We start from the raw sequence: 19,292 nt of genomic DNA on the forward strand, positions 1-19,292 counted from the left end.
TGGCATCACTACAGAAATCTGCCGAGGCCGCCGCCAAGAGCGCGGGCGGCGAGCGGCAGAGGGCGATGGGCCTGCTTGCGAAGGCAAGCCGGACAGAGTTGCAGGCAGCCTGGGATGCGCTCGGCGAAAAGCCGGTCGTCCAGCCGGTGCGCGGACCGGAAACCGGCCTCGTCATGGTACGTGGCCGTATCGGTGGCGGCGGTGCGCCGTTCAACCTCGGTGAGGCGACGGTGAGCCGCGCCAGCATCCGCCTCGACGACGGCACGGTCGGTCACGGCCAGGCGCTTGGCACCGATGGCGCAAAGGCGCGCCTTGCGGCGACCTTCGACGCGTTGTTCCAGCAGCCGGCCCGCAAGGCCGAGGTCGAGACGCTGCTCGACGCCATTGCTGCCCGCGTTGCCAAAGAGGACGCCGAAAAGGCCCGCCAGACGGCGGCCACCCGCGTCGATTTCTTCACCATGGTTCGGGGAGAGGACTGATGTCACTCGATACGCTCGCCTTTGCCGGTGGTTTTCAGAAGCCGGTGTTCGAGGCGCAGGCCGTCTTCCGCACGCTGATGGATTGCATGGCCCGTCCCGGCACGATCGGCCGCGTTGCCGCGGCCGTGACGCCGCCCGCACCGCTCAACGCTACCGCTGGTGCCGTGGCACTCACGCTCTGCGATCACGACACGTCGGTCTGGCTGACGCCGGTGCTTGCCAAGTCGGCACTGCCCGGCTGGCTCGCCTTCAATGCCGGCGCGACCGTGACGGAAGAGCGGCAGGACGCCCGTTTCGCCTTCGTGGAAAAGGGCGCGATGCTGCCCAATCTCTGCCTGTTCGCCCAGGGCACGCAGGAATATCCGGATCGTTCGACGACGCTCGTCGTCGAGATCGAGGCCTTCGAGGGTGGTCGGCCGCTGGTGTTGACCGGCCCGGGCATCCGCACGGAAGAAGAGATCGCGCCGCTCGGCCTGCCGGACATGTTCCCGCATTTCTGGTCGGAAAACCGGCAGGGTTTTCCGCGTGGCGTGGACCTGATCCTCGTTGCCGGTGACGGCATCCTCTGCCTGCCGCGCACCACCGTTCTTCGCGTCAAATCCGCCGCAGGGGAGGCCTGAACCATGTACGTTGCCGTCAAGGGTGGCGAAGCCGCCATCTCCAACGCCCATCGCCTTCTCGCCGACCGCCGCCGCGGTGACCGCTCGCTGCCGGCAATCGGCATCGAGCAGATCGTCGCCCAGCTTGGCCTCGCCGTCGACCGCGTGATGGCGGAAGCCTCGCTTTACGATCGTGCGCTGGCTGCGCTCGCCATCCGGCAGTCGCGCGGCGACATGATCGAGGCGATCTTCATCCTGCGTGCCTATCGCACGACATTGCCGCGCTTCGGCTATTCCAAGCCGGTCGAGACGGGCGCCATGCTGATCGAGCGCCGCGTCTCGGCGACCTACAAGGACCTGCCGGGCGGCCAGCTTCTCGGCCCCACCTTCGACTATACCCACCGCCTTCTCGACCCGTCGCTTCTGGGTGACGAGGCTGTCGAAGCGGGCCTGGAGCGGGAAGAGCCCGGCGAGCCGGTCATGCGCGTCTCCGACATCCTGGCCGATGAAGGCCTGGTCGAGGATGATGGCACTCTGCCGGACGGCCATGTCGCCGGCGACATCACACGCGAGCCGCTGGAGTTCCCGATGGCCCGTGACCTGCGTCTGCAAGCGCTCGCCCGCGGCGACGAGGGTTTCCTGCTGGCGCTCGGTTATTCCACCCAGCGCGGCTACGCCCGCACCCATCCCTTCGTCGGCGAAGTGCGCATCGGCGAGGTCGAGGTGGAGCTGGATATGCCGGAACTCGGCTTTTCCGTCTCGCTCGGCCGCGTCCAGGTGACCGAGTGCCAGATGATCGCGCAGTTCAAGGGCTCGGCGAAAAACCCGCCGCAGTTCACCCGCGGCTATGGCCTCGTTTTCGGCCAGAGCGAGCGCAAGGCCATGGCGATGTCGCTGGTCGACCGGGCTCTGCGCGCGGAAGAGTTCGGCGAGGACATCGTGGCGCCTGCGCAGGATGAGGAGTTCGTCATTTCCCATTCGGACAACGTCCAGGCAACCGGCTTCGTCGAGCACCTGAAACTGCCGCACTACGTGGATTTCCAGGCCGAACTCGATCTCGTACGCCGCATGCGGCGGGAATACGAGGCCGCGCAGAACATCGATCTTCCGGAGGCCGCAGAATGAATACGACCGACCTGGCGACCTACAATTTCGCCTATCTCGACGAACAGACAAAACGCATGATCCGCCGGGCGATCCTGAAGGCGATCGCCATTCCGGGCTATCAGGTGCCCTTCGCGTCGCGCGAAATGCCCATGCCCTATGGTTGGGGTACCGGTGGCGTGCAGGTGACGGCGGCGATCCTCGGACCGGACGATGTGCTGAAAGTCATCGACCAGGGCGCCGACGACACGACGAACGCCGTCTCCATCCGCGCCTTCTTCCAGAAGGTGGCCAATGTCGCGGTGACGACGAAGACCCGCGAGGCGACGATCATCCAGACGCGCCACCGCATTCCGGAAGAAAAGCTGACGGCCGGGCAGACGCTGGTCTACCAGGTGCCGATCCCGGAACCGCTTCGCTTCCTCGAGCCGCGCGAGACCGAGACGCGCAAGATGCATGCGCTGGAAGAGTATGGCCTGATGCATGTCAAGCTGTACGAAGACATCGCCAAGAACGGCCATATTGCCACGACCTATGCCTATCCGGTGAAGGTCGAGGGACGCTACGTCATGGACCCGTCGCCGACCCCGAAATTCGACAATCCGAAGATGCACCGCTCGGAGGCGCTCCAGCTTTTTGGCGCGGGTCGCGAAAAGCGCATCTATGCCGTGCCGCCCTATACCGAAGTCGTCAGCCTCGATTTCGAGGACCATCCCTTCGAGATCCAGACCTTCGACAAGCCCTGCGCGCTGTGCGGCGCGGAGAATGTCTATCTCGACGAGGTGGTGCTCGACGACAGGGGCGGGCGGATGTTCGTCTGCTCGGATACCGACCACTGCGAAGACCGCTGCGCCCACGGCCACCGCGGTCCTCTCGCCTATAACAAGGAGGCTGCCGAATGACCGACATGCCGCTTCTCAAAGTCCGCGACATCTCGAAATTCTACGGCGCGCGCATCGGCTGTAAGAACGTCTCCTTCGACCTCTGGCCCGGTGAAGTGCTGGCGATCGTCGGCGAATCCGGCTCCGGCAAGACGACGCTGCTGAATTGCCTCGCAACGCGGTTGATGCCGAGCTCCGGCGCCGTCGAATACCGCATGCGCGACGGCCAGATGCGCGATCTCTCCCGCATGAGCGAGGCGGAGCGCCGTTTCCTGATGCGCACCGACTGGGGCTTCGTGCACCAGAACCCGGCGGATGGCCTGCGCATGGCCGTGTCGGCCGGCGCCAATGTCGGCGAGCGGCTGATGGCCGTCGGCGAGCGGCACTACGGCAACATCCGTGAGACGGCCGGATCCTGGCTCGGCCGCGTCGAGATCAGCGTCGATCGCATCGATGACCAGCCGCGCGACTTTTCCGGCGGCATGCGGCAGCGCCTGCAGATCGCCCGCAATCTCGTCACATCGCCGCGCCTCATCTTCATGGACGAGCCGACGGGCGGCCTCGATGTTTCGGTGCAGGCACGCCTGCTCGACCTGCTGCGCGGCCTCGTCCAGGACCTCGGTCTCTCGGCGATCATCGTCACGCACGATCTCGCCGTGGCGCGTCTCCTCTCGCATCGCATGATGGTGATGAAGGACGGTCTCGTCATCGAGCAGGGCCTGACCGACCGCGTGCTCGACGATCCGCGCGAAGCCTATACCCAGCTCCTCGTCTCCTCGATCCTTCAGGTCTGAAAGCATGGTCCCGAAAAGTGGAATCCGGTTTTCGGACGAGACCATGCGTCAAAAGGAAAAGTGACATGCCCACACCCCTCGTTGTCTCCGAAGTGGCGAAGAGCTTTACCATGCATCTTCGCGACGGCATCCGACTGCCTGTCATGTCGAATGTCACCTTCTCCGTGAAGTCAGGCGAATGCGTCGTGCTGGGCGGACCGTCCGGTATCGGCAAGAGTTCGCTGCTCAAGATGGTCTACGGCAACTACGCCGTCGATAACGGCCAGATCCTGGTCGATCACGATGGTAAGCTGCTCGATCTCGCGACCGCCGATCCACGCACGATCCTGTCGGTTCGCCGGGCGACGCTCGGTTACGTCAGCCAGTTCCTGCGCACCGTGCCGCGCGTTGCAGCCGTCGATGTCGTGGCCGAACCACTCACCGCCCGTGGCGTCGATGCAGCCGAGGCGAAGGCGACGGCAGAGGCCATGCTGGCCCGTCTCAACCTGCCGCGCGAACTGTGGCAGCTGCCGCCCGCCACCTTCTCCGGCGGCGAACAGCAACGCGTCAATATTGCCCGCGGCTTCATCACCGATCACCGCATCCTGCTGCTCGATGAGCCGACCGCCTCGCTCGATGCGAAGAACCGCGCCGTCGTCGTCGGCATGATCGAGGAGAAGAAGGCGGCCGGCGTCGCGCTGCTCGGCATCTTCCACGACGAGGACGTGCGCGAAAAGGTCGCCGACCGCATCGTCGACGTCTCTGCCTTTTCGCCGCGAAAGGCCGCCGCATGACCAAGCTGTCCGAAACACCGCTGATCCACCCGACAGCCGTCGTCTCCGATACGGTGCTCGGCCGCTACACCGAAATCGCCGAGAACTGCCGCATCAGCGAAGCCGAGATCGGCGACTATTCCTACATCATGGATGGCGGCTCGGTCTGGTGCGCAACGATCGGCAAGTTCGCCAATATCGCCTCGTCGGTCCGCCTCAACGCCACCAACCACCCGATGTGGCGCGCGACGCTGCACCACTTCACCTATCGGGCCAACGATTACTGGCCCGATGCGGAGCAGGAACCGGATTTCTTTGCCTGGCGGCGCGAGCATCGCGTCACCGTCGGCCATGACGTGTGGATCGGCCATGGCTCGACGATTTTGCCGGGTGTCACAATCGGCAACGGGGCTGTCATAGGGTCCGGCGCGGTCGTCACAAAAGACGTCGAACCCTACATGATCGTCGGCGGCGTGGCAGCGAAAGTCATCCGCGAACGCTTCCCGCGAAGCATCGCCGAACGCATGGAAAAACTCGCCTGGTGGGACTGGGATCATGCCCGGTTGCGTGCCGCTTTGGACGACTTTCGCAAACTTGACGCAGAAGCCTTTCTTGCCCGTCACGACGGTTGAGCGGGCATGTGCAATGCCGGAAATTCAGGCCTGTGGACTGTAATTTTTCCGACATGAAACTGACATCGCCGCTTCATCAACAGCGTTTACAGCCAATCCCGAAAACGACATCGCCCCACCATGGGCTCGTTACTGGAAATTAAGAGGGATCCGCCATGTTCCGACTGAAGAATGTCACCCGCCGTTTTGGCGAGCGCGTTGCGGTCGACGCTGTGACCTTCGACATCCCGCAGGGCCAGATGGTCGGCGTCATCGGCCGCTCGGGTGCCGGCAAGTCCACCATGCTGCGCATGATCAACCGTCTTGCCGATCCGAGTGAAGGCTCGATCCATTTCAACGACGTCTTGGTTTCGTCGTTGCGCGGTTCGGCACTGCGCAACTGGCAGCGCGACTGTGCGATGATCTTCCAGCAGTTCAACCTTGTGCCGCGCCTCGACGTCTTGACCAACGTGCTGCTCGGCCGCCTCAACCACCGTTCGACGACGCTCAGCATCCTCAATCTCTTCACCCGCGAAGAGCGCATCATGGCGATTGCCGCCCTCGAGCGCCTCGGCATCGAGCAGACGGCGCTCCAGCCGGCCGGCACGCTGTCCGGCGGCCAGCAGCAGCGCGTGGCGATTGCCCGTGCCTTGATGCAGAACCCGAAGATGCTGCTCGCCGACGAGCCGATCGCCTCGCTCGACCCGCTGAACGCCAAGATCGTGATGGACGCGCTGCGCGACATCAACGAGCGCGAAGGCATCACTGTGATCACCAACCTTCACACGCTCGACACGGCACGCGCCTATTGCGAACGCATCATCGGCATGGCGCACGGTCGCGTCGTGTTCGACGGGTCGGCACGCGAGCTCGACAGCGAAGCGGTGCGCACGATCTACGGCACAGGCGCCGATGGCGCGGAGATCGACGAGAGCCTCACCTCCACGGCGATCCGCAACCCGGCCCGTCAGGACAATATCAAGGAATCCGCCAGCCCGACACCGCTGGCACTGGCCGGGCTCTGAGCCCCGCCGGGATCGAACGACCCGCGTAAAGGGTCAGACAACTTCCAGTCCGGCAAAGCCGGTCAAACAGGAGAGAGACCATGCTGAAGAAAGTACTTCTCGGCGCCGTCGCGCTCATCGCGCTCGCCGGCCACGTCCAGGCTGAAGACCTCAAGGAATTCCGCGTCGGAATCATCGGCGGCGAAAACGAAGCCGACCGCCTGCGCAACTACCAGTGCCTCGGCGATCACCTGAAGGCCGAACTCGGCTTCGAGAAGGTCTCGTTCTTCCCGGCTGCCGACTATGACGGCGTTATCCAGGGCCTGCTCGGCGGCACGCTCGACTATGCAGAACTCGGCGCGTCCGGCTTTGCCAAGATCTACCTCGCCAAGGCCGACGCCGTCGAGCCGATCCTGACGACCGTCCAGACCGACGGCTCGACCGGCTACCACTCGATCATGGTCGCCCGCAAGGACAGCGGCATCACCAAGCTCGAAGACCTCAAGGGCAAGAAGCTCGGCTTCGCCGACCCGGACTCGACCTCGGGCTACCTCGTACCGCTCGTCACCCTGCCGGAAGCCATCGGCGGCCCGGTCAAGGAATATTTCGCTGAAACCGGCTTCGGCGGCGGTCACGAAAACCTCGTCCTCGAAGTGCTGAAGGGCACCTTCGACGCCGGCACGACCTTCGGTTCGGGCGTTGGCGAGTGGAAGGACGGTTACACGTCCGGCAACCTGCACAAGATGGTCGAGAAGGGCATTCTCGACATGAACGACATCGTCGAACTCTGGAAGTCGCCGCTGATCCCGAACGGCCCGATCGTCGTTCGCACCTCGATGGCTGACGAGACCAAGGCGAAGTTCAAGCAGTTCATGCTCGACCTGCCGAAGAAGGACGCAGCCTGCTTCTCCGCCGTCATGGGCGGCGACTTCACCGCGTTCACGGAAGTCAATGTCGACTTCTACAAGCCGATCATCGACGCCCGCAAGGCAACGATCGGCGGCTGATAGCCACGCAGACACTGGCGCCGGCCGCAACCCGGCCGGCGCCTCGTCTTTTTTGAGCCCAGGCGGAACAGACATGGCCTTGAACACGCTTCACGACGGCTTCAGCGAGAAGGGCGCTCTCATCGAGCGGCACTGGCAGGAGCTGAACGCACGGCGCCGCCTCTACACCTGGCTCGGCCTTGCCATCCTGGCCGTCGCGCTTTCCGGTTCGCTGTGGTTCGCCAACGAGACGAATGCCGGCAAGTTCTTCGACCGGCTGCCCTATCTCTTCGACTTCGTCGGCGACATGGTGCCGCGCGATGGTCTCGAAGTGTTCCGCGCGCTGTTCGATCTGCCGTCGCCCTATGACGACGGCAGCTTCAAGTACAATTATCCCGAAGGCCGGCTCTACCTCACCGAGAGCTTCTACATCCCGGAATATTTCCATAAGATGCTGGAGACGCTGAACATCGCGCTGTTCTCCACGCTGATCGGCATGGTCTTCGGTTTCCTGCTCTGTTTCCTCGCGGCCAAGAACCTCGTCGCGAACCGCCTGCTGCGCGGCTTCGTTCGCCGCTTCATGGAAATCCTGCGCGCGTTCCCGGAAGTGGTGCTCGCAGGATTCTTCCTCGCCATTCTTTCCCTTGGGCCTCTCCCAGCCGTCATCGCCGTGTCGATCCATACGGTCGGCGCACTCGGAAAACTGTTCTTCGAGGTGGTCGAGAATGCCGACATGAAGGCGGAGGAGGGGCTTCGTGCCGTTGGCGCCAGCTGGATCGAGCGCGTCTGGTTCGGTATCGTGCCGCAGGTCCTGCCGAACTTCATGAGCTACTTCCTGCTGCGCCTTGAAATCAACGTGCGCGCCTCGACGATCATCGGTGCCGTCGGCGGTGGCGGGATCGGCGAATTGCTGCGCCTGTCAATCGGCCAGAACCATCAGGCCAAGACGCTCGCAATCGTATTGCTGCTGCTCATCACCATCATCGCCGTCGACCAGTTTTCCGCCTGGCTGCGCCGTAAGCTCGTCGGCGATCATGCCTTCCGGCTGGCCCAATAGGAGTGTGCCATGACGACCCTCAATCCCGCACAGATGGATGAGATCGCGGCACGCCATCCGGCCGTCTTCCACCGCTCGTTCTGGCAGCGTTTTCGCGTGGCGTTCATCACCGGCGGCTTTGTGCTCTACGCGCTCTATTGCTGGTGGTTCTTCGCTATCGGCCATGTGCTGACCACGGCCAACTGGAACATAGCCGGCACCTACCTCGCCGACTGGGTTTCCTACGAGGTGCGACCGGAAGTGGCGATCGCACCCGATGGCGCCATGAAGCTCACCTATCCGCGCTTCTCGCCGCTCGGGCCCAATGCCGCGCCGGACTGGGTAGAGATCGAGCTTGGCACGATGACCCGCACCACGCCGGCCGCAGATGCCGCAAGCACGGCGGCCAAGAAACCGGCATCCATGGGCTTCATGGGAACCGGCGCCACCCTCGGCGGCTCGGCCGCTGCCGTGGAGGGCCTGGCAACGGCGACGACGCGCGAGGAAGAGGTGGTCAAGCGCGCGAAGATCACGCTCAATTCCTCGACGAGCGTCGAGGTCGTGCCGGAGCGCGTGACCGTCCAGCATGCCGGCGAGACGCTGGTCGTCGATATGGACGGGGCCGAGATGGCGGTCGAGGGCGCACTTCCGGCCTGGGCGACGCAGAAGACGCCAGGTCAGAAGATCACGCTTGCATTTGGCTTTGCCGGCTGGGGCGAGATCGAGCCGGGCGATATCAGCATCCGCAGGCGCTTCCTCGGTTGGGCGAACTTCATCTTCGACACGAACTCGCCCTTCCATGGAAAGTCGACTTCGGAAGTCGTCTCGCTGATCACCTCGGGTGACCGGATCGACGCGAAGCAATCGAACCTCTCGCTTGCCTGGAATAACATCCTCTACAATGCGGAATGGCAGCATCTCGACGTGTGGACGAAGCTGCTCCAGACCATCGTCATGGCCTTTGTCGGCACGCTGTTCGCCATGCTGCTGGCCTTCCCGCTCGCTTTCCTTGCGGCGCGCAACATCACGCGCAACTGGATCTCCAACCAGGTCACCAAGCGCCTGTTCGACTTCCTGCGCTCTGTCGACATGCTGATCTGGGCGCTGTTCTTCACCCGCGCCTTCGGTCCGGGGCCGCTGGCCGGCATGTCGGCGATCTTCTTCACCGATACCGGCACGCTCGGAAAACTCTATTCCGAAGCGCTGGAGAACATTGACGACAAGCAGCGCGAGGGTGTGAAATCGGTAGGGGCAGCCCCCATTGCCGTACAACGCTACGGTGTGTTGCCGCAGGTCATGCCGCTCTTTGCCTCGCAGGCGCTCTACTTCTGGGAATCGAACACCCGCTCCGCGACCATCATCGGCGCGGTCGGCGCGGGTGGTATCGGTCTCAAGCTCTGGGAAGCGATGCGCACGAATTCCGACTGGGAGAACGTCGCCTACATGGTGCTGCTCATCCTCATCGTGGTCTTCGTCTTCGACGGTATCTCGAATGCGTTGCGTTCGCGCCTGATGGGAAAACCGGCGCACTGAGCAAGTCCAGCAAAAGTGTAGAGCGGTTTTGCGTACGGACGTGCGAAAAACGAAAGACCCGTGAGGCGGCATGATGCTGCCACACGAATCCCTACAAGGTTCGATGTCGCCGGTCCGGCGGCTTCTTCTGAATTGCATAGGAATGAGCCATTGCGTTACGCCCTCTACTTCACCCCGTCCGCAAGCGATCCGCTGACCCTTTCCGCCCAGCGTTGGTTGGGGCGCAACGCGTTTACGGGTGCCACGCTTGCGCAGCCATCCGTGCAGGGTTTTGATGCGGCCACACTCGCAGGACTGACGGCAGACCCGCGCCGCTATGGCTTTCATGCGACGCTGAAGGCGCCGTTCGCGCTTGCCGAAGGCCGCACGGAGGCCGAACTGGTGGCCGAGGTCGGGCGCTTCGTCTCCGAGGTCGAGCCGTTTGAAATCCCCGAGCTTGTCGTCGGGCGCCTCGGTTCCTTCTTTGCGCTGGTGCCCGGCGATCACTGCGAGCCGCTGCACAGCTTTGCCGGTGAGGTCGTGCGCCGTTTCGAGCGCTTCCGTGCGCCGCTCACCTCCGCCGATATCGCGCGCCGCAAGCCCGACGAACTGACCGGCGCCGAGCGACAGAACCTCGTGCAATGGGGCTATCCCTACGTGTTCGACGAGTTCCGCTTCCACATGACGCTGACGGGACGCGTGCCGGCCGAGCGCCGCGATGCCGTCGAAGGCGTGCTTCTCGATCAATTCGCCGATTTCCACGACCGCCCGCTGGCAGTTCACGGCCTCGCGCTGTTCCGGGAACAGTCGCGCGGCGCCGATTTCACCGTCCATTCGCTCTTCCCGCTGGGTGGAGCAGCCAACAGAAAGACCGCCTGACATGACCCGCGAAATCGTTCTCTCCAATGCCCGTATCGTGCTTGAGGACAAGATCCTCGACGGCACGCTGGTGTTGCGCGATGGTCTCATCGCCGACATCTCGGAAGGTGCTTCCGCCGCCGGCGAGGACATGGAAGGCGACTTCCTGCTCCCCGGCCTCGTGGAACTGCACACCGATCACCTCGAAGCCCACTATTCGCCGCGTCCCGGTGTACGTTGGGGCCTGACGGCCGCCATCCAGTCGCATGACGCCCAGGTCGTCACCTCGGGCATCACCACCGTCTTCGATTGCCTGCGCATGGGATCGGACGAGGACGGCGGTTTCGAGAAGGGCGAGATGCGCGCTATGGCCAGCGCCATCGCCGAAGCGCAGGCCGAAGATCGCCTGCGCGCCGAACACCTCATTCACCTGCGCTGCGAAGTCTCGACCGACAACGTGTTGGAGCATTACGAGGAATTCGAGAACGACCCGATGGTCCGCCTCGTCTCGCTGATGGACCACGCGCCCGGCCAGCGCCAGTTCCAGACGCTGGAGCAATATATCCTCTACTACAAGAAGAAGCGCGGCCTCACCGACGATGAGTTCGACGCCTTCTGCAAGCGCCAGCAGGACCTTTCCGCCCGCTACGCCAAGCCGCACCGCGATGCGATCGCCGCTTCCTGTGCCGCGCGCAACATCTCGGTTGCAAGCCATGATGATGCGACGCTGGAGCATGTCGAGGAAGCAATCGGCTACGGCATCCGCCTTGCCGAATTCCCGACGAGCTTCGAGGCTGCGAAAGCGTCGCATGGTGCCGGCATGAGCGTGCTGATGGGCGCCCCGAATATCGTGCGCGGCAAGTCGCATTCCGGCAACATCGCCGCCCGCGATCTGGCGAACATGGGCGTGCTCGACGTGCTCTCGTCGGATTACGTGCCGTTCAGCCTGATGCATGCACCGTTCATCCTCGCCGACGAGGGCATGAGCCTGCCGAAGGCGATCGCCATGGTGTCGACGATGCCCGCCCGCACGGTCGGGCTTGACGATCGCGGCGCCATTGCCACGGGTCTTCGTGCCGATCTCGCCCGTGTCCGCCGTCCGTCGGGCGTGCCGGTCGTGCGTTCGGTCTGGCGCCAGGGCAAGCGGGTGGCATGACCATGGCCGCCGAAGAGGTCGTCGTGCGGCCGTCGCCTGTCGCGGCGGGCACGATGGTTGTCGTCGTCGGCCCGAGCGGCGCCGGCAAGGACAGCGTGATGTCCTATGCGGCACGGCATTTCGCCGAGGAGGCGCGGGTGCGCTTCGTGCGCCGTGTCATCACCCGCCCGGCGGATGCCGGCGGGGAGGCGCATGAGGCGATCGATGCGGATGGTTTTCGCCAACACGCGGCCGAAGGCGCCTTTGCCGTTTCCTGGGACGCGCACGGATTGTCTTACGGCATTCCGCGCGAAACTCTCGACCAGTTGGGACAAGGCGTAACGCTGATCGCCAATGGCAGTCGCTCGGCACTGCCGGCTTTTGCCGAGGCCTATCCGCGGCTCAAGGTCGTTTTCGTCACTGCCCGCCCAGACATTCTCGCTGCCCGCCTTGCCGCGAGAGGCCGGGAAAGCACCGAGGCGATCGCCAGGCGGCTTGAGCGTGCCGTGCCGGAAATCGTCGTCACGGCCGATACCGTCGTCATCGACAACAGCGGTGCACTCGAAGAGGCGGGCGATGCCTTCGTATCGCTGCTCGCCTCGGCGCTTGCGCGCAACGACTAGTTCAACCGTTCTTCAGCGATTTGTAGGCTGCGAGTGCGCGTTCGCGCGCCTTGCGATGGTCGACGATCGGCTTGGGATAGGTTTTTCCAAGTTCTACGCCGCCTTCGCTGAGGGCATTTTCCGGCGCATCGAAAGGCTTGTGGATCCAGGCGGAATCCAGGTTTTCCAGCTCCGGCACGAAGCTGCGTACGTAAGTCCCATCGGGATCGAACTTTTCCCCCTGCAGGATCGGGTTAAAGATGCGGAAAAACGGCGAGGCATCCGCGCCGGAGCCTGTCACCCATTGCCAGTTTGCCGCATTCGACGCGGCATCGGCATCCACAAGCGTGTCGCGAAACCATTTTTCGCCGTGTCGCCAGTCGATCATCAGGTGCTTGATCAGGAAGGAAGCCGTGATCATGCGCACGCGATTGTGCATCCAGCCATGTTTCCAGAGCTGCCGCATCCCCGCATCGACGATGGGGTATCCGGTCATACCGCGTGTCCAGAGCCTGAAATTCTTGCCCGCCGCCTCCCATGGAAAGGCGTCGAACCGGTCGTTCCAGTTCTTTTCTGCCAGTTCCGGGAAATGAAAATGCAGATGGTAGCAGAACTCACGCCATGCCAGTTCCTTGCGGAAATGCACGACATCGTCCTTCGCTGACGTCAGGCCACGGGTCGCGTGCCAGACGCGGGCGGGGGAAATTTCGCCGAACGCCAGGTGGGGCGAGAGCATGGATGTGGCATCGATTGCCGGAAAGTCGCGATCCGTCTTGTAGCCGTCGATTGCACCGTCAGCGAAGTCGTCAAGGCGCTCGCGTGCCGCGCCTTCTCCCGGCGTCCAGATGTCCCTGAATGAGGCTGCCCAATCAGGTTTCGTCGGCAGCAGCTGCCAATCGTCCAGTACCTCCGATTTCGGAACTTTTTCGGGAGGCCTCAGCTTTTCCGGCGCATCGACCGGCTCGTGTGGCTCACCGTCCCGCTCCAGTGCTTTCCAGAAGGGTGTATAGACGCGGTACGGCTTCTTTTCTCCAGTCAGCAGGCGCATCGGGTCGTGCAGCAATTCCGCCGCGAAGCTGCTGGCGTCGACACCACGTGCCTTGAGTGCCGCCTTGATATCCATGTCGATTTTCACGCCGGCTGGATTGTGCCTGCGGTTCCAGTAGACGCTGTCGGCGCCGGTATCGCTGATCAGGTCATCAAGAACTTTGCTCGCCGCTCCACTGCGAAGGGTGAGGGGCGAACCAAGCCTCTCGAGCGTCCCACCAAGGGAGGTCAACGAGTGGTGCAGCCACCAGTCCTGCGCCGCCCCAAGCGGACCGGTACCAGCTTCCTCCGGCTCGCGTATGTAGAGCGTGATGACGGGACGGCCGGCCTCGGCCGCAGCGATCAGAGCAGGGTTGTCGTCTGTACGCAAATCCTTGCGGAACCAGACGATGATCGGAGGCCCACTTTTCATCGTCATGTCTCGTTTCCTTTTTGTGTCGCGACATAGGCGATCATTTCGGCAGTGGCCGGGTCAGAATGAAGAGCACGCTCCCCGACAGGATAAGCCCGACGATGGCAGCAAGAAGCGGCGAGGGCTGCGTGCGGTACCAGAAGAAGCCGTAGCTCGCGGCAATGAGAGAAACGGCGACGATTTTCGCACGCGCGGCGATCGCTCCCTCGCGTTGCCAATTTCTCAACGGCGGGCCGAGCGTGCGATGGTTGAGCAGCCACTTCTCCAGGCGGGGCGAGGAACGGGAAAAGCACCAGACGGCGACCAGCAGGAACGGCGTTGTGGGCAGCAGAGGCAGGAAGGCCCCGACGATGCCGAGCGCTGTCATCAGCAGGCCAGCCAGCATGTAGATCGAGCGCACGAGGTTCCTCATCACAAACGGTGTTGACCGTTCAGATAGAGTGCTTTGTCCTTGTGTCCAAGAGGCCACGACGTCGCGACGATTGGAACGAACATCTTCGTCAGGCATTCCTATGCCGACTGAAGCAGGGCGGGCTAAGCGAATGTTGGATGATGCCGCGGGCGAAAACACGAATGCCTGGTGGACGACGCACCGGGGCGCGTCGCCCGTGGTTGCGACAGCCATTCACGATGGCCATGCGGTCCGCGAAAATCTGCTGTTGAAAATGGCGCTCAAGGAGGATGAACGCCTGCGTGAAGAGGACCCTTTCACCGCGCAAACCATCCGCGATCTGCAAAACCGTATCGTCTTTCATCGTTCCCGTTTCGAGGTCGACCTCAATCGTGCCCGGGATGGGGCTTTCTATCTCCGACCCGAGCAGGCCTGGGGACTGAAGGTCTGGCGCGAAACGCCCTCCGATGCGGAGATCGCAGAGACGCTCGCCGTTCATGACGCCTATTATGACATGCTGGAAAACTACCTGCGGGGTGTCGCGGCGCAGTACGGCCGTTTCATCGTGCTCGACATCCACAGCTACAACCATCGCCGGGCGGGAGCGGCGGCCGCCTCGACCGAGGCGAGCGACGCGCCGGAGATCAATATCGGCACCATCTCGATGGACCGCGACCGCTGGGCGCCGATCGTCGATGCGTTCATGGGCTTTGCTGCCGATTTCGATTTTCTTGGCCGCAGATTGGATGTGCGCGAGAACATCGCCTTCCAGGGGCGCGGTGAGCAGACGCGGTTCATCCATGAGCGGTTTCCCGAAACCGGCTGTGCCATCGCGATCGAATTCAAGAAGATTTTCATGGATGAGTGGACGGGCGCGCCGGACTGGCAGGCCATCGCGGCGTTTCGCACGCTGATAGCCGGATCCGTACCAGTGCTCGAAAGGGCGCTGCGGGAGGTCGCATGAGTCCCACCACGACGGCCCGCAAGCCACGACGAAAAAAAGAGAAGTCTCTTGTCGAAGAGGTGGTCGAGGCGCTCGACGCCGGGAAATCCATGCGCCGGGATCTCGACGGGGGACGCCTGCATATCGACCGGCCGTTGCCGTTCCTGTGCCTGCATATCGGGGATCCAGGCGGGCATATCGTGGCCCGCGAGGTTGCGGCCGCAAACGCGTCCTATCTGCTTGTTAGCCGCATCGAGGATGCCATCGAACTCATCGTGCCGATTGCGAAGGCTCTCCGCCGGAAATTCGGTACCTTCGTGCTGCTCGACGTGGACGAATTCGACCGTGACCGATTGCTTTCCGACGACGCACCGTTTCTGCAACCGTTCGAAGTCATGCTGTCGGCAACCTCAGGCACTGCGGCGAAGCGGGCGCTCGGGGCCTTCGAGGCGGCGGTGAAGGGGTTCGAGGCCCGTTTTCGCACACCGCATGTCGAGCTTTGCGCCGCAGAGGACGATCCGTGCGTGCGCCCTGAGCTTCTGGCGCTGCGGCTGCCGCTTCTGACGCTGCGTTTCGCGCCGATCTACCGCGTCACCGGATCGGAAGCCACCTATCCGGATTTGCGCGAACGTCTCATCGACAATTTTCTCGATGCGGGCCTGCGGGCCTTCGCAGCGTTTCTCGATGCGGATGGTTTCCCGAAGCCGGCCACTTACCGAGCCTTTGGCCGGAAGGCGTTCATCGATGCCGTCGAACGGGCGGATCGCGGCATGGATGACGTCGCCTCGAGCTTCGATTTTCTGCTCGCCGTCACCCCGATCAATGCGGATGCGGCCTGGAAGGAGTTCAAGGCGAACAAATTCGAAAAACCACCACGCTTTCTCTATCGGCCGTTGAGCCTGCTTGTGGAGCAGGAAAAACGCCGGCTCTATTCGATCGCGCTTGATCGGCTCGAAGATCCCGTGCTGCACCAGATCTACCGGGAAAAACAGCAGGAACTCGATCTTCAGCTGACGCTGATCGCCGAACGGGAAAAAGCGCGATTCGTCGAGTTCGGGCGCGCGCTCTACGGTCCGGTCGAGCCGTCGCTGTTGAAGGCGGCCCACGAGGTTCTGGATGGAACCTCCGATGCCGGGCGCACGTCTTCCCTTTCGGGCGGTGACGACGAGGTCGTGGACTGCTTTTATGTCGAGCACCGCGCACGCACGATGATGCTGGACTATCATCTCCGCTACGATGGTTTCGACGCCGCCATCGAACTGCGCGACGACGTGCCTGCCGGTTTGCTGGTGTCGGGGCGGCGCCTGCTCATTTCCCGCCGCACGCGCATGATGCGCCACCGCGTGGAGGCGCTGCTCAGCCACGAGGTGGGCGTCCATCTTCTTACCTATTTCAACGGGTCGGCACAGGGGTTGCGTGTGTTCCGGATCGGCCTTTCCGGTTACGAGGGCATGCAGGAGGGGCTTGCGGTTTTCGCCGAATTCCTGGCTGGTGGTTTTACGCCGGAGCGCCTGCGCCTGCTGGCCGCCCGCGTCATCGGCTGCGATCTCATGCTGGCCGGAGCGTCCTTCGCCGAAAGCTTTCGTACTTTGGTACAAGAGCATGATTTCGATGCAGAAACAGCCTTCGGCCTTCTGCTGCGGGTCTTCCGGGGAGGAGGACTCGCCAAGGATGCGATCTATCTGCGGGGACTGTTATCGCTGCTCAGCCACCTAAAGGCCGGCGGCGCGCTCGACCCGTTCTGGATGGGCAAGATTTCCGCGTCCCATTTCAGCGTGATGGAGGAGCTTGGTGCTCGCGGCCTGCTGAAGGCGCCGATCTTGCGACCACTCTGTCTCGAAACCGACCGGGGCCGCGCAAGGCTGGAACGCGCCCGCACCGGTCTCACACCCCTTTCCATGCTCGAAGCTTGAGGAGAGCAACCATGCGTATCGCCTTTTTCGTCAACTCGATCGAGGGGGAGACCCCGACCTATACGACCACAGCGCTCGCCATGGCGGCGGTCGCGCGCGGACACGACATTTGCTACATAACGCCCGGTGATTTCGTGCTGCGGGCCGACGATAGTCTCGCCATCCGCGGCCATGTTCTGCCCGGCAAACGCTACAAGAAGCCGGAGAGTTTTCACGCCGCCCTCCAGGGCGATGACGCAACCGTTGAAACGATGGACGTGGGCGACGTCGACGTGGTTTTCCTTCGCAACGACCCGTCGCTCGACGCCGACGACCGGCCCTGGGCCGCTCATGTTGGTGCAATGTTCGGCCGGCTGGCCGCCGCACGCGGTAGCATTGTCGTCAACGATCCCGACGGCCTGACGCTGGCGCAGAACAAGCTCTACTTTCAGGGCTTTCCGCGGGCTGTTCGGCCGGAGACGCTGATTTCCAAGAGCATCGACGAGATTCGCGCCTTCATCGACAGTCACAAGGACGGCGTCATCATGAAGCCGCTGCAGGGATCCGGCGGCAAGAACGTCTTCAAGATCGGTTCTGCCGACGAAGCGAACCTCAACCAGATTTTCGAGGCAGTCAGCGGCGAGGGATACCTGATCGTCCAGAACTACCTGCCGGCGGCAACCGAAGGGGACATCCGCCTTTTCCTGATGAACGGGCGCCCGCTGGAGCAGGATGGCAAATATGCTGCCATCCGCCGCGTGCCGGCCAAGGGCGAGGTCCGCTCGAACATTCATGCCGCGGGCACCGCAGTCGCGGTCGAGATCACGCCGGAAATCCTGGCAATTGCCGAAATGGTCCGACCCAAGCTTATCGAGGACGGCATGTTCCTCGTCGGCCTCGACATCGTCGGCGACAAGATTCTGGAGATCAACGTCTTCACGCCGGGTGGCCTCAGCGCGATGCTCGACCTCTACGATGTCGATTTCGGCCAGAACATCATATCCGCTCTGGAGGACAAGGTCGCCCAGCGCGATGCTTATGCCGGCGCGATTGCCAACAGAACGCTCGCCACCTTGTGAAAGCGATCAGATCAATTTGCTGTTTGCCGAAGCCTTGGTCGATTTCGCCTTGGCGACGGCCTTGGCTGCGGCAGGCTTCTCAGCAGCGGCTTCCGCCTTCTTCTTCGGCTTGGCCGCCTCTGCCTTTTTCTCCCCAGCCTTTGTGGAGATTTCGATCAGCGGCTTCTTCGCGCTCGACGGCTTTGCCTCTGCGACAAGGGCTACACGTTCGAGTTCCTCGCGCTCACGCACGGCCTGTTCCCAATGGTCGCCGTCATTACCGTGTGGCCGGCCGGCCTCTTCCCAGATCAAGTAGGCGCGCTTGCTGATCCATTCACTTTTCGCATCCGTCATCGTGTATCCCCGTTCCAGAGTGGACTGACGCCGTGCCGGATATGCCGCAGGCTTGCGAGCAGTCACCGGGACACGGAACTCACTGGACGACCGGGAACATCGACCGGCAGGTCCAGATATTCGACGCACCTTTCGCTCCGGCCGAAGCCTCCGGGAGCAGGTCTGCTAAATGCGATTCGCCGAACTAGAATGCGCCCAAAGCGAAATGGCATCAAGCCGAGCGGATTGCGTCGGGATCACCGTTTTGAGGGATGGTAAGGAAATCTTATCGCGTTCCTCGCGGTGAAACGGCGTAATTTTGGAAAAGTTTCGTGCTTGCGGGTGGACAGCGCCAACTCGGCCAACGTATTGTCCGGATGAAAGAATCTTCAAGATAATCGACGAACTAGAGAGGCAGGGCGTTTGGCAGCATTCGGGCAACAGCATCGACCGGCTTGTCGGACTTTTCGCCTTCTCTGCACCTCGCTGACCTGTCTTTTGTTGTTGATATCGACGCTGACGGTTCCCGCCGCCGCCAGTTCTCCGTCAAAAGTGCTTCGCTATGGCACGCTGAAGACGGCGAATACCTCATCTGCTCTTGCCGATATGGAATGCCGCAAGCGCGTCGTGGCTGGCACGGCAATGACATTCGATGGCAGCGGAATAGACCACGCCTGTCTGTCGACAGAGACGAACGTTCACCAGAACGGCATTGCCGTCAACGCTGCCATTGTACCGCCTTCCGGTATCGGCAATGGTTGTATCCAGACGCATCGGGCGCGTGCGCCCCCGCTCGATTTCGCCTGACGGCCGCCTCGATCGTTCCCGTCGATCGCCGCGGTCTTCCCGATGTCGCCGGCGTG

21 protein-coding genes are annotated in these 19,292 nt (G+C 62.9%); 18 read left to right on the plus strand and 3 right to left on the minus strand.

The window, feature by feature from the left end; genetic code table 11:
- The first annotated feature begins 65 nt into the window (after positions 1-65).
- From phnG to phnN, 14 genes are all read left to right on the plus strand, one after another.
- Positions 66-479 carry a phosphonate C-P lyase system protein PhnG gene (gene phnG, locus BSY16_RS27595; protein ID WP_502696034.1) on the plus strand — a complete coding sequence of 138 codons (414 nt, stop codon included), beginning with the start codon at positions 66-68 and terminating at the stop codon, positions 477-479.
- Positions 479-1,099 carry a phosphonate C-P lyase system protein PhnH gene (gene phnH / locus BSY16_RS27600; RefSeq protein ID WP_069062966.1) on the plus strand — a complete coding sequence of 207 codons (621 nt, stop codon included), beginning with the start codon at positions 479-481 and terminating at the stop codon, positions 1,097-1,099. The genes phnG and phnH overlap by 1 nt, the downstream gene beginning before the upstream one ends.
- 3 nt (positions 1,100-1,102) lie before the next feature.
- Positions 1,103-2,203, plus strand: a complete 1,101-nt coding sequence (locus BSY16_RS27605; RefSeq protein ID WP_069062967.1) for a carbon-phosphorus lyase complex subunit — start codon at positions 1,103-1,105, stop codon at positions 2,201-2,203.
- Positions 2,200-3,084: an alpha-D-ribose 1-methylphosphonate 5-phosphate C-P-lyase PhnJ gene (locus tag BSY16_RS27610; protein ID WP_069062968.1), complete on the plus strand. Its 885-nt coding sequence runs from the start codon at positions 2,200-2,202 to the stop codon at positions 3,082-3,084. The genes BSY16_RS27605 and BSY16_RS27610 overlap by 4 nt, the downstream gene beginning before the upstream one ends.
- Complete coding sequence (gene phnK, locus BSY16_RS27615; protein ID WP_069062969.1) at positions 3,081-3,857, plus strand: phosphonate C-P lyase system protein PhnK; 777 nt, start codon at positions 3,081-3,083, stop codon at positions 3,855-3,857. Before BSY16_RS27610 ends, phnK begins: the two co-directional genes overlap by 4 nt.
- 65 nt (positions 3,858-3,922) lie before the next feature.
- The gene (gene phnL, locus BSY16_RS27620; RefSeq protein ID WP_069062970.1) at positions 3,923-4,630 is read left to right on the plus strand and encodes a phosphonate C-P lyase system protein PhnL; all 708 of its coding nucleotides are present in this window, start codon (positions 3,923-3,925) and stop codon (positions 4,628-4,630) included.
- Positions 4,627-5,241: a DapH/DapD/GlmU-related protein gene (locus BSY16_RS27625; protein ID WP_069062971.1), complete on the plus strand. Its 615-nt coding sequence runs from the start codon at positions 4,627-4,629 to the stop codon at positions 5,239-5,241. The genes phnL and BSY16_RS27625 overlap by 4 nt, the downstream gene beginning before the upstream one ends.
- A 155-nt stretch (positions 5,242-5,396) precedes the next feature.
- Positions 5,397-6,245, plus strand: a complete 849-nt coding sequence (gene phnC, locus BSY16_RS27630; protein WP_069062972.1) for a phosphonate ABC transporter ATP-binding protein — start codon at positions 5,397-5,399, stop codon at positions 6,243-6,245.
- Between the two features lie 80 nt (positions 6,246-6,325).
- Positions 6,326-7,231 (plus strand): phosphonate ABC transporter substrate-binding protein, encoded by a 906-nt coding sequence (phnD, locus tag BSY16_RS27635; RefSeq protein ID WP_069062973.1) that lies wholly within the window; start codon positions 6,326-6,328, stop codon positions 7,229-7,231.
- A gap of 73 nt (positions 7,232-7,304) precedes the next feature.
- Positions 7,305-8,267 carry a phosphonate ABC transporter, permease protein PhnE gene (gene phnE / locus BSY16_RS27640; RefSeq protein ID WP_069062974.1) on the plus strand — a complete coding sequence of 321 codons (963 nt, stop codon included), beginning with the start codon at positions 7,305-7,307 and terminating at the stop codon, positions 8,265-8,267.
- Between the two features lie 9 nt (positions 8,268-8,276).
- Positions 8,277-9,779, plus strand: coding sequence for a phosphonate ABC transporter, permease protein PhnE (gene phnE / locus BSY16_RS27645; RefSeq protein ID WP_069062975.1), 1,503 nt, complete (start codon positions 8,277-8,279; stop codon positions 9,777-9,779).
- A 150-nt stretch (positions 9,780-9,929) separates the two neighbouring features.
- Positions 9,930-10,637, plus strand: coding sequence for a DUF1045 domain-containing protein (locus BSY16_RS27650; protein WP_069062976.1), 708 nt, complete (start codon positions 9,930-9,932; stop codon positions 10,635-10,637).
- Position 10,638: 1 nt separating this feature from the next.
- Entirely contained in the window at positions 10,639-11,772 is a 1,134-nt protein-coding gene (locus tag BSY16_RS27655; RefSeq protein ID WP_069062977.1) for an alpha-D-ribose 1-methylphosphonate 5-triphosphate diphosphatase, read from the plus strand.
- Positions 11,769-12,374 (plus strand): phosphonate metabolism protein/1,5-bisphosphokinase (PRPP-forming) PhnN, encoded by a 606-nt coding sequence (phnN, locus tag BSY16_RS27660; RefSeq protein ID WP_069062978.1) that lies wholly within the window; start codon positions 11,769-11,771, stop codon positions 12,372-12,374. The genes BSY16_RS27655 and phnN overlap by 4 nt, the downstream gene beginning before the upstream one ends.
- 1 nt (position 12,375) lies before the next feature.
- On the opposite strand, the gene BSY16_RS27665 is transcribed toward phnN, so the two are convergent.
- Both BSY16_RS27665 and BSY16_RS27670 read right to left on the minus strand, forming a co-directional pair.
- Positions 12,376-13,818, minus strand: coding sequence for a cryptochrome/photolyase family protein (locus tag BSY16_RS27665; protein ID WP_069062979.1), 1,443 nt, complete (start codon positions 13,816-13,818; stop codon positions 12,376-12,378).
- A 34-nt stretch (positions 13,819-13,852) separates the two neighbouring features.
- Complete coding sequence (locus BSY16_RS27670) at positions 13,853-14,212, minus strand: YbaN family protein (RefSeq protein ID WP_069063744.1); 360 nt, start codon at positions 14,210-14,212, stop codon at positions 13,853-13,855.
- Between the two features lie 142 nt (positions 14,213-14,354).
- On the opposite strand from BSY16_RS27670, the gene BSY16_RS27675 reads away from it, so the two are divergent.
- Genes BSY16_RS27675 through BSY16_RS27685 form a run of 3 tightly spaced genes read left to right on the plus strand, consistent with a single transcriptional unit; the run spans position 14,355 to position 18,117 of the window.
- Entirely contained in the window at positions 14,355-15,167 is an 813-nt protein-coding gene (locus BSY16_RS27675) for an N-formylglutamate amidohydrolase (RefSeq protein WP_069062980.1), read from the plus strand.
- The gene (locus BSY16_RS27680) at positions 15,164-17,059 is read left to right on the plus strand and encodes a flavohemoglobin expression-modulating QEGLA motif protein (protein ID WP_069062981.1); all 1,896 of its coding nucleotides are present in this window, start codon (positions 15,164-15,166) and stop codon (positions 17,057-17,059) included. Before BSY16_RS27675 ends, BSY16_RS27680 begins: the two co-directional genes overlap by 4 nt.
- An 11-nt stretch (positions 17,060-17,070) precedes the next feature.
- The gene (locus BSY16_RS27685) at positions 17,071-18,117 is read left to right on the plus strand and encodes a glutathione synthase (protein ID WP_069062982.1); all 1,047 of its coding nucleotides are present in this window, start codon (positions 17,071-17,073) and stop codon (positions 18,115-18,117) included.
- 6 nt (positions 18,118-18,123) lie between these two features.
- On the opposite strand, the gene BSY16_RS33190 is transcribed toward BSY16_RS27685, so the two are convergent.
- Positions 18,124-18,450, minus strand: coding sequence for a DUF2934 domain-containing protein (locus tag BSY16_RS33190; RefSeq protein ID WP_069062983.1), 327 nt, complete (start codon positions 18,448-18,450; stop codon positions 18,124-18,126).
- A gap of 402 nt (positions 18,451-18,852) precedes the next feature.
- Between BSY16_RS33190 and BSY16_RS27695 the strand changes: the two genes are divergently transcribed.
- Positions 18,853-19,236, plus strand: a complete 384-nt coding sequence (locus BSY16_RS27695) for a hypothetical protein (protein ID WP_150130164.1) — start codon at positions 18,853-18,855, stop codon at positions 19,234-19,236.
- Positions 19,237-19,292 lie beyond the last annotated feature (56 nt).

Source organism: Sinorhizobium sp. RAC02, from assembly GCF_001713395.1.
Classification (GTDB): domain Bacteria; phylum Pseudomonadota; class Alphaproteobacteria; order Rhizobiales; family Rhizobiaceae; genus Shinella.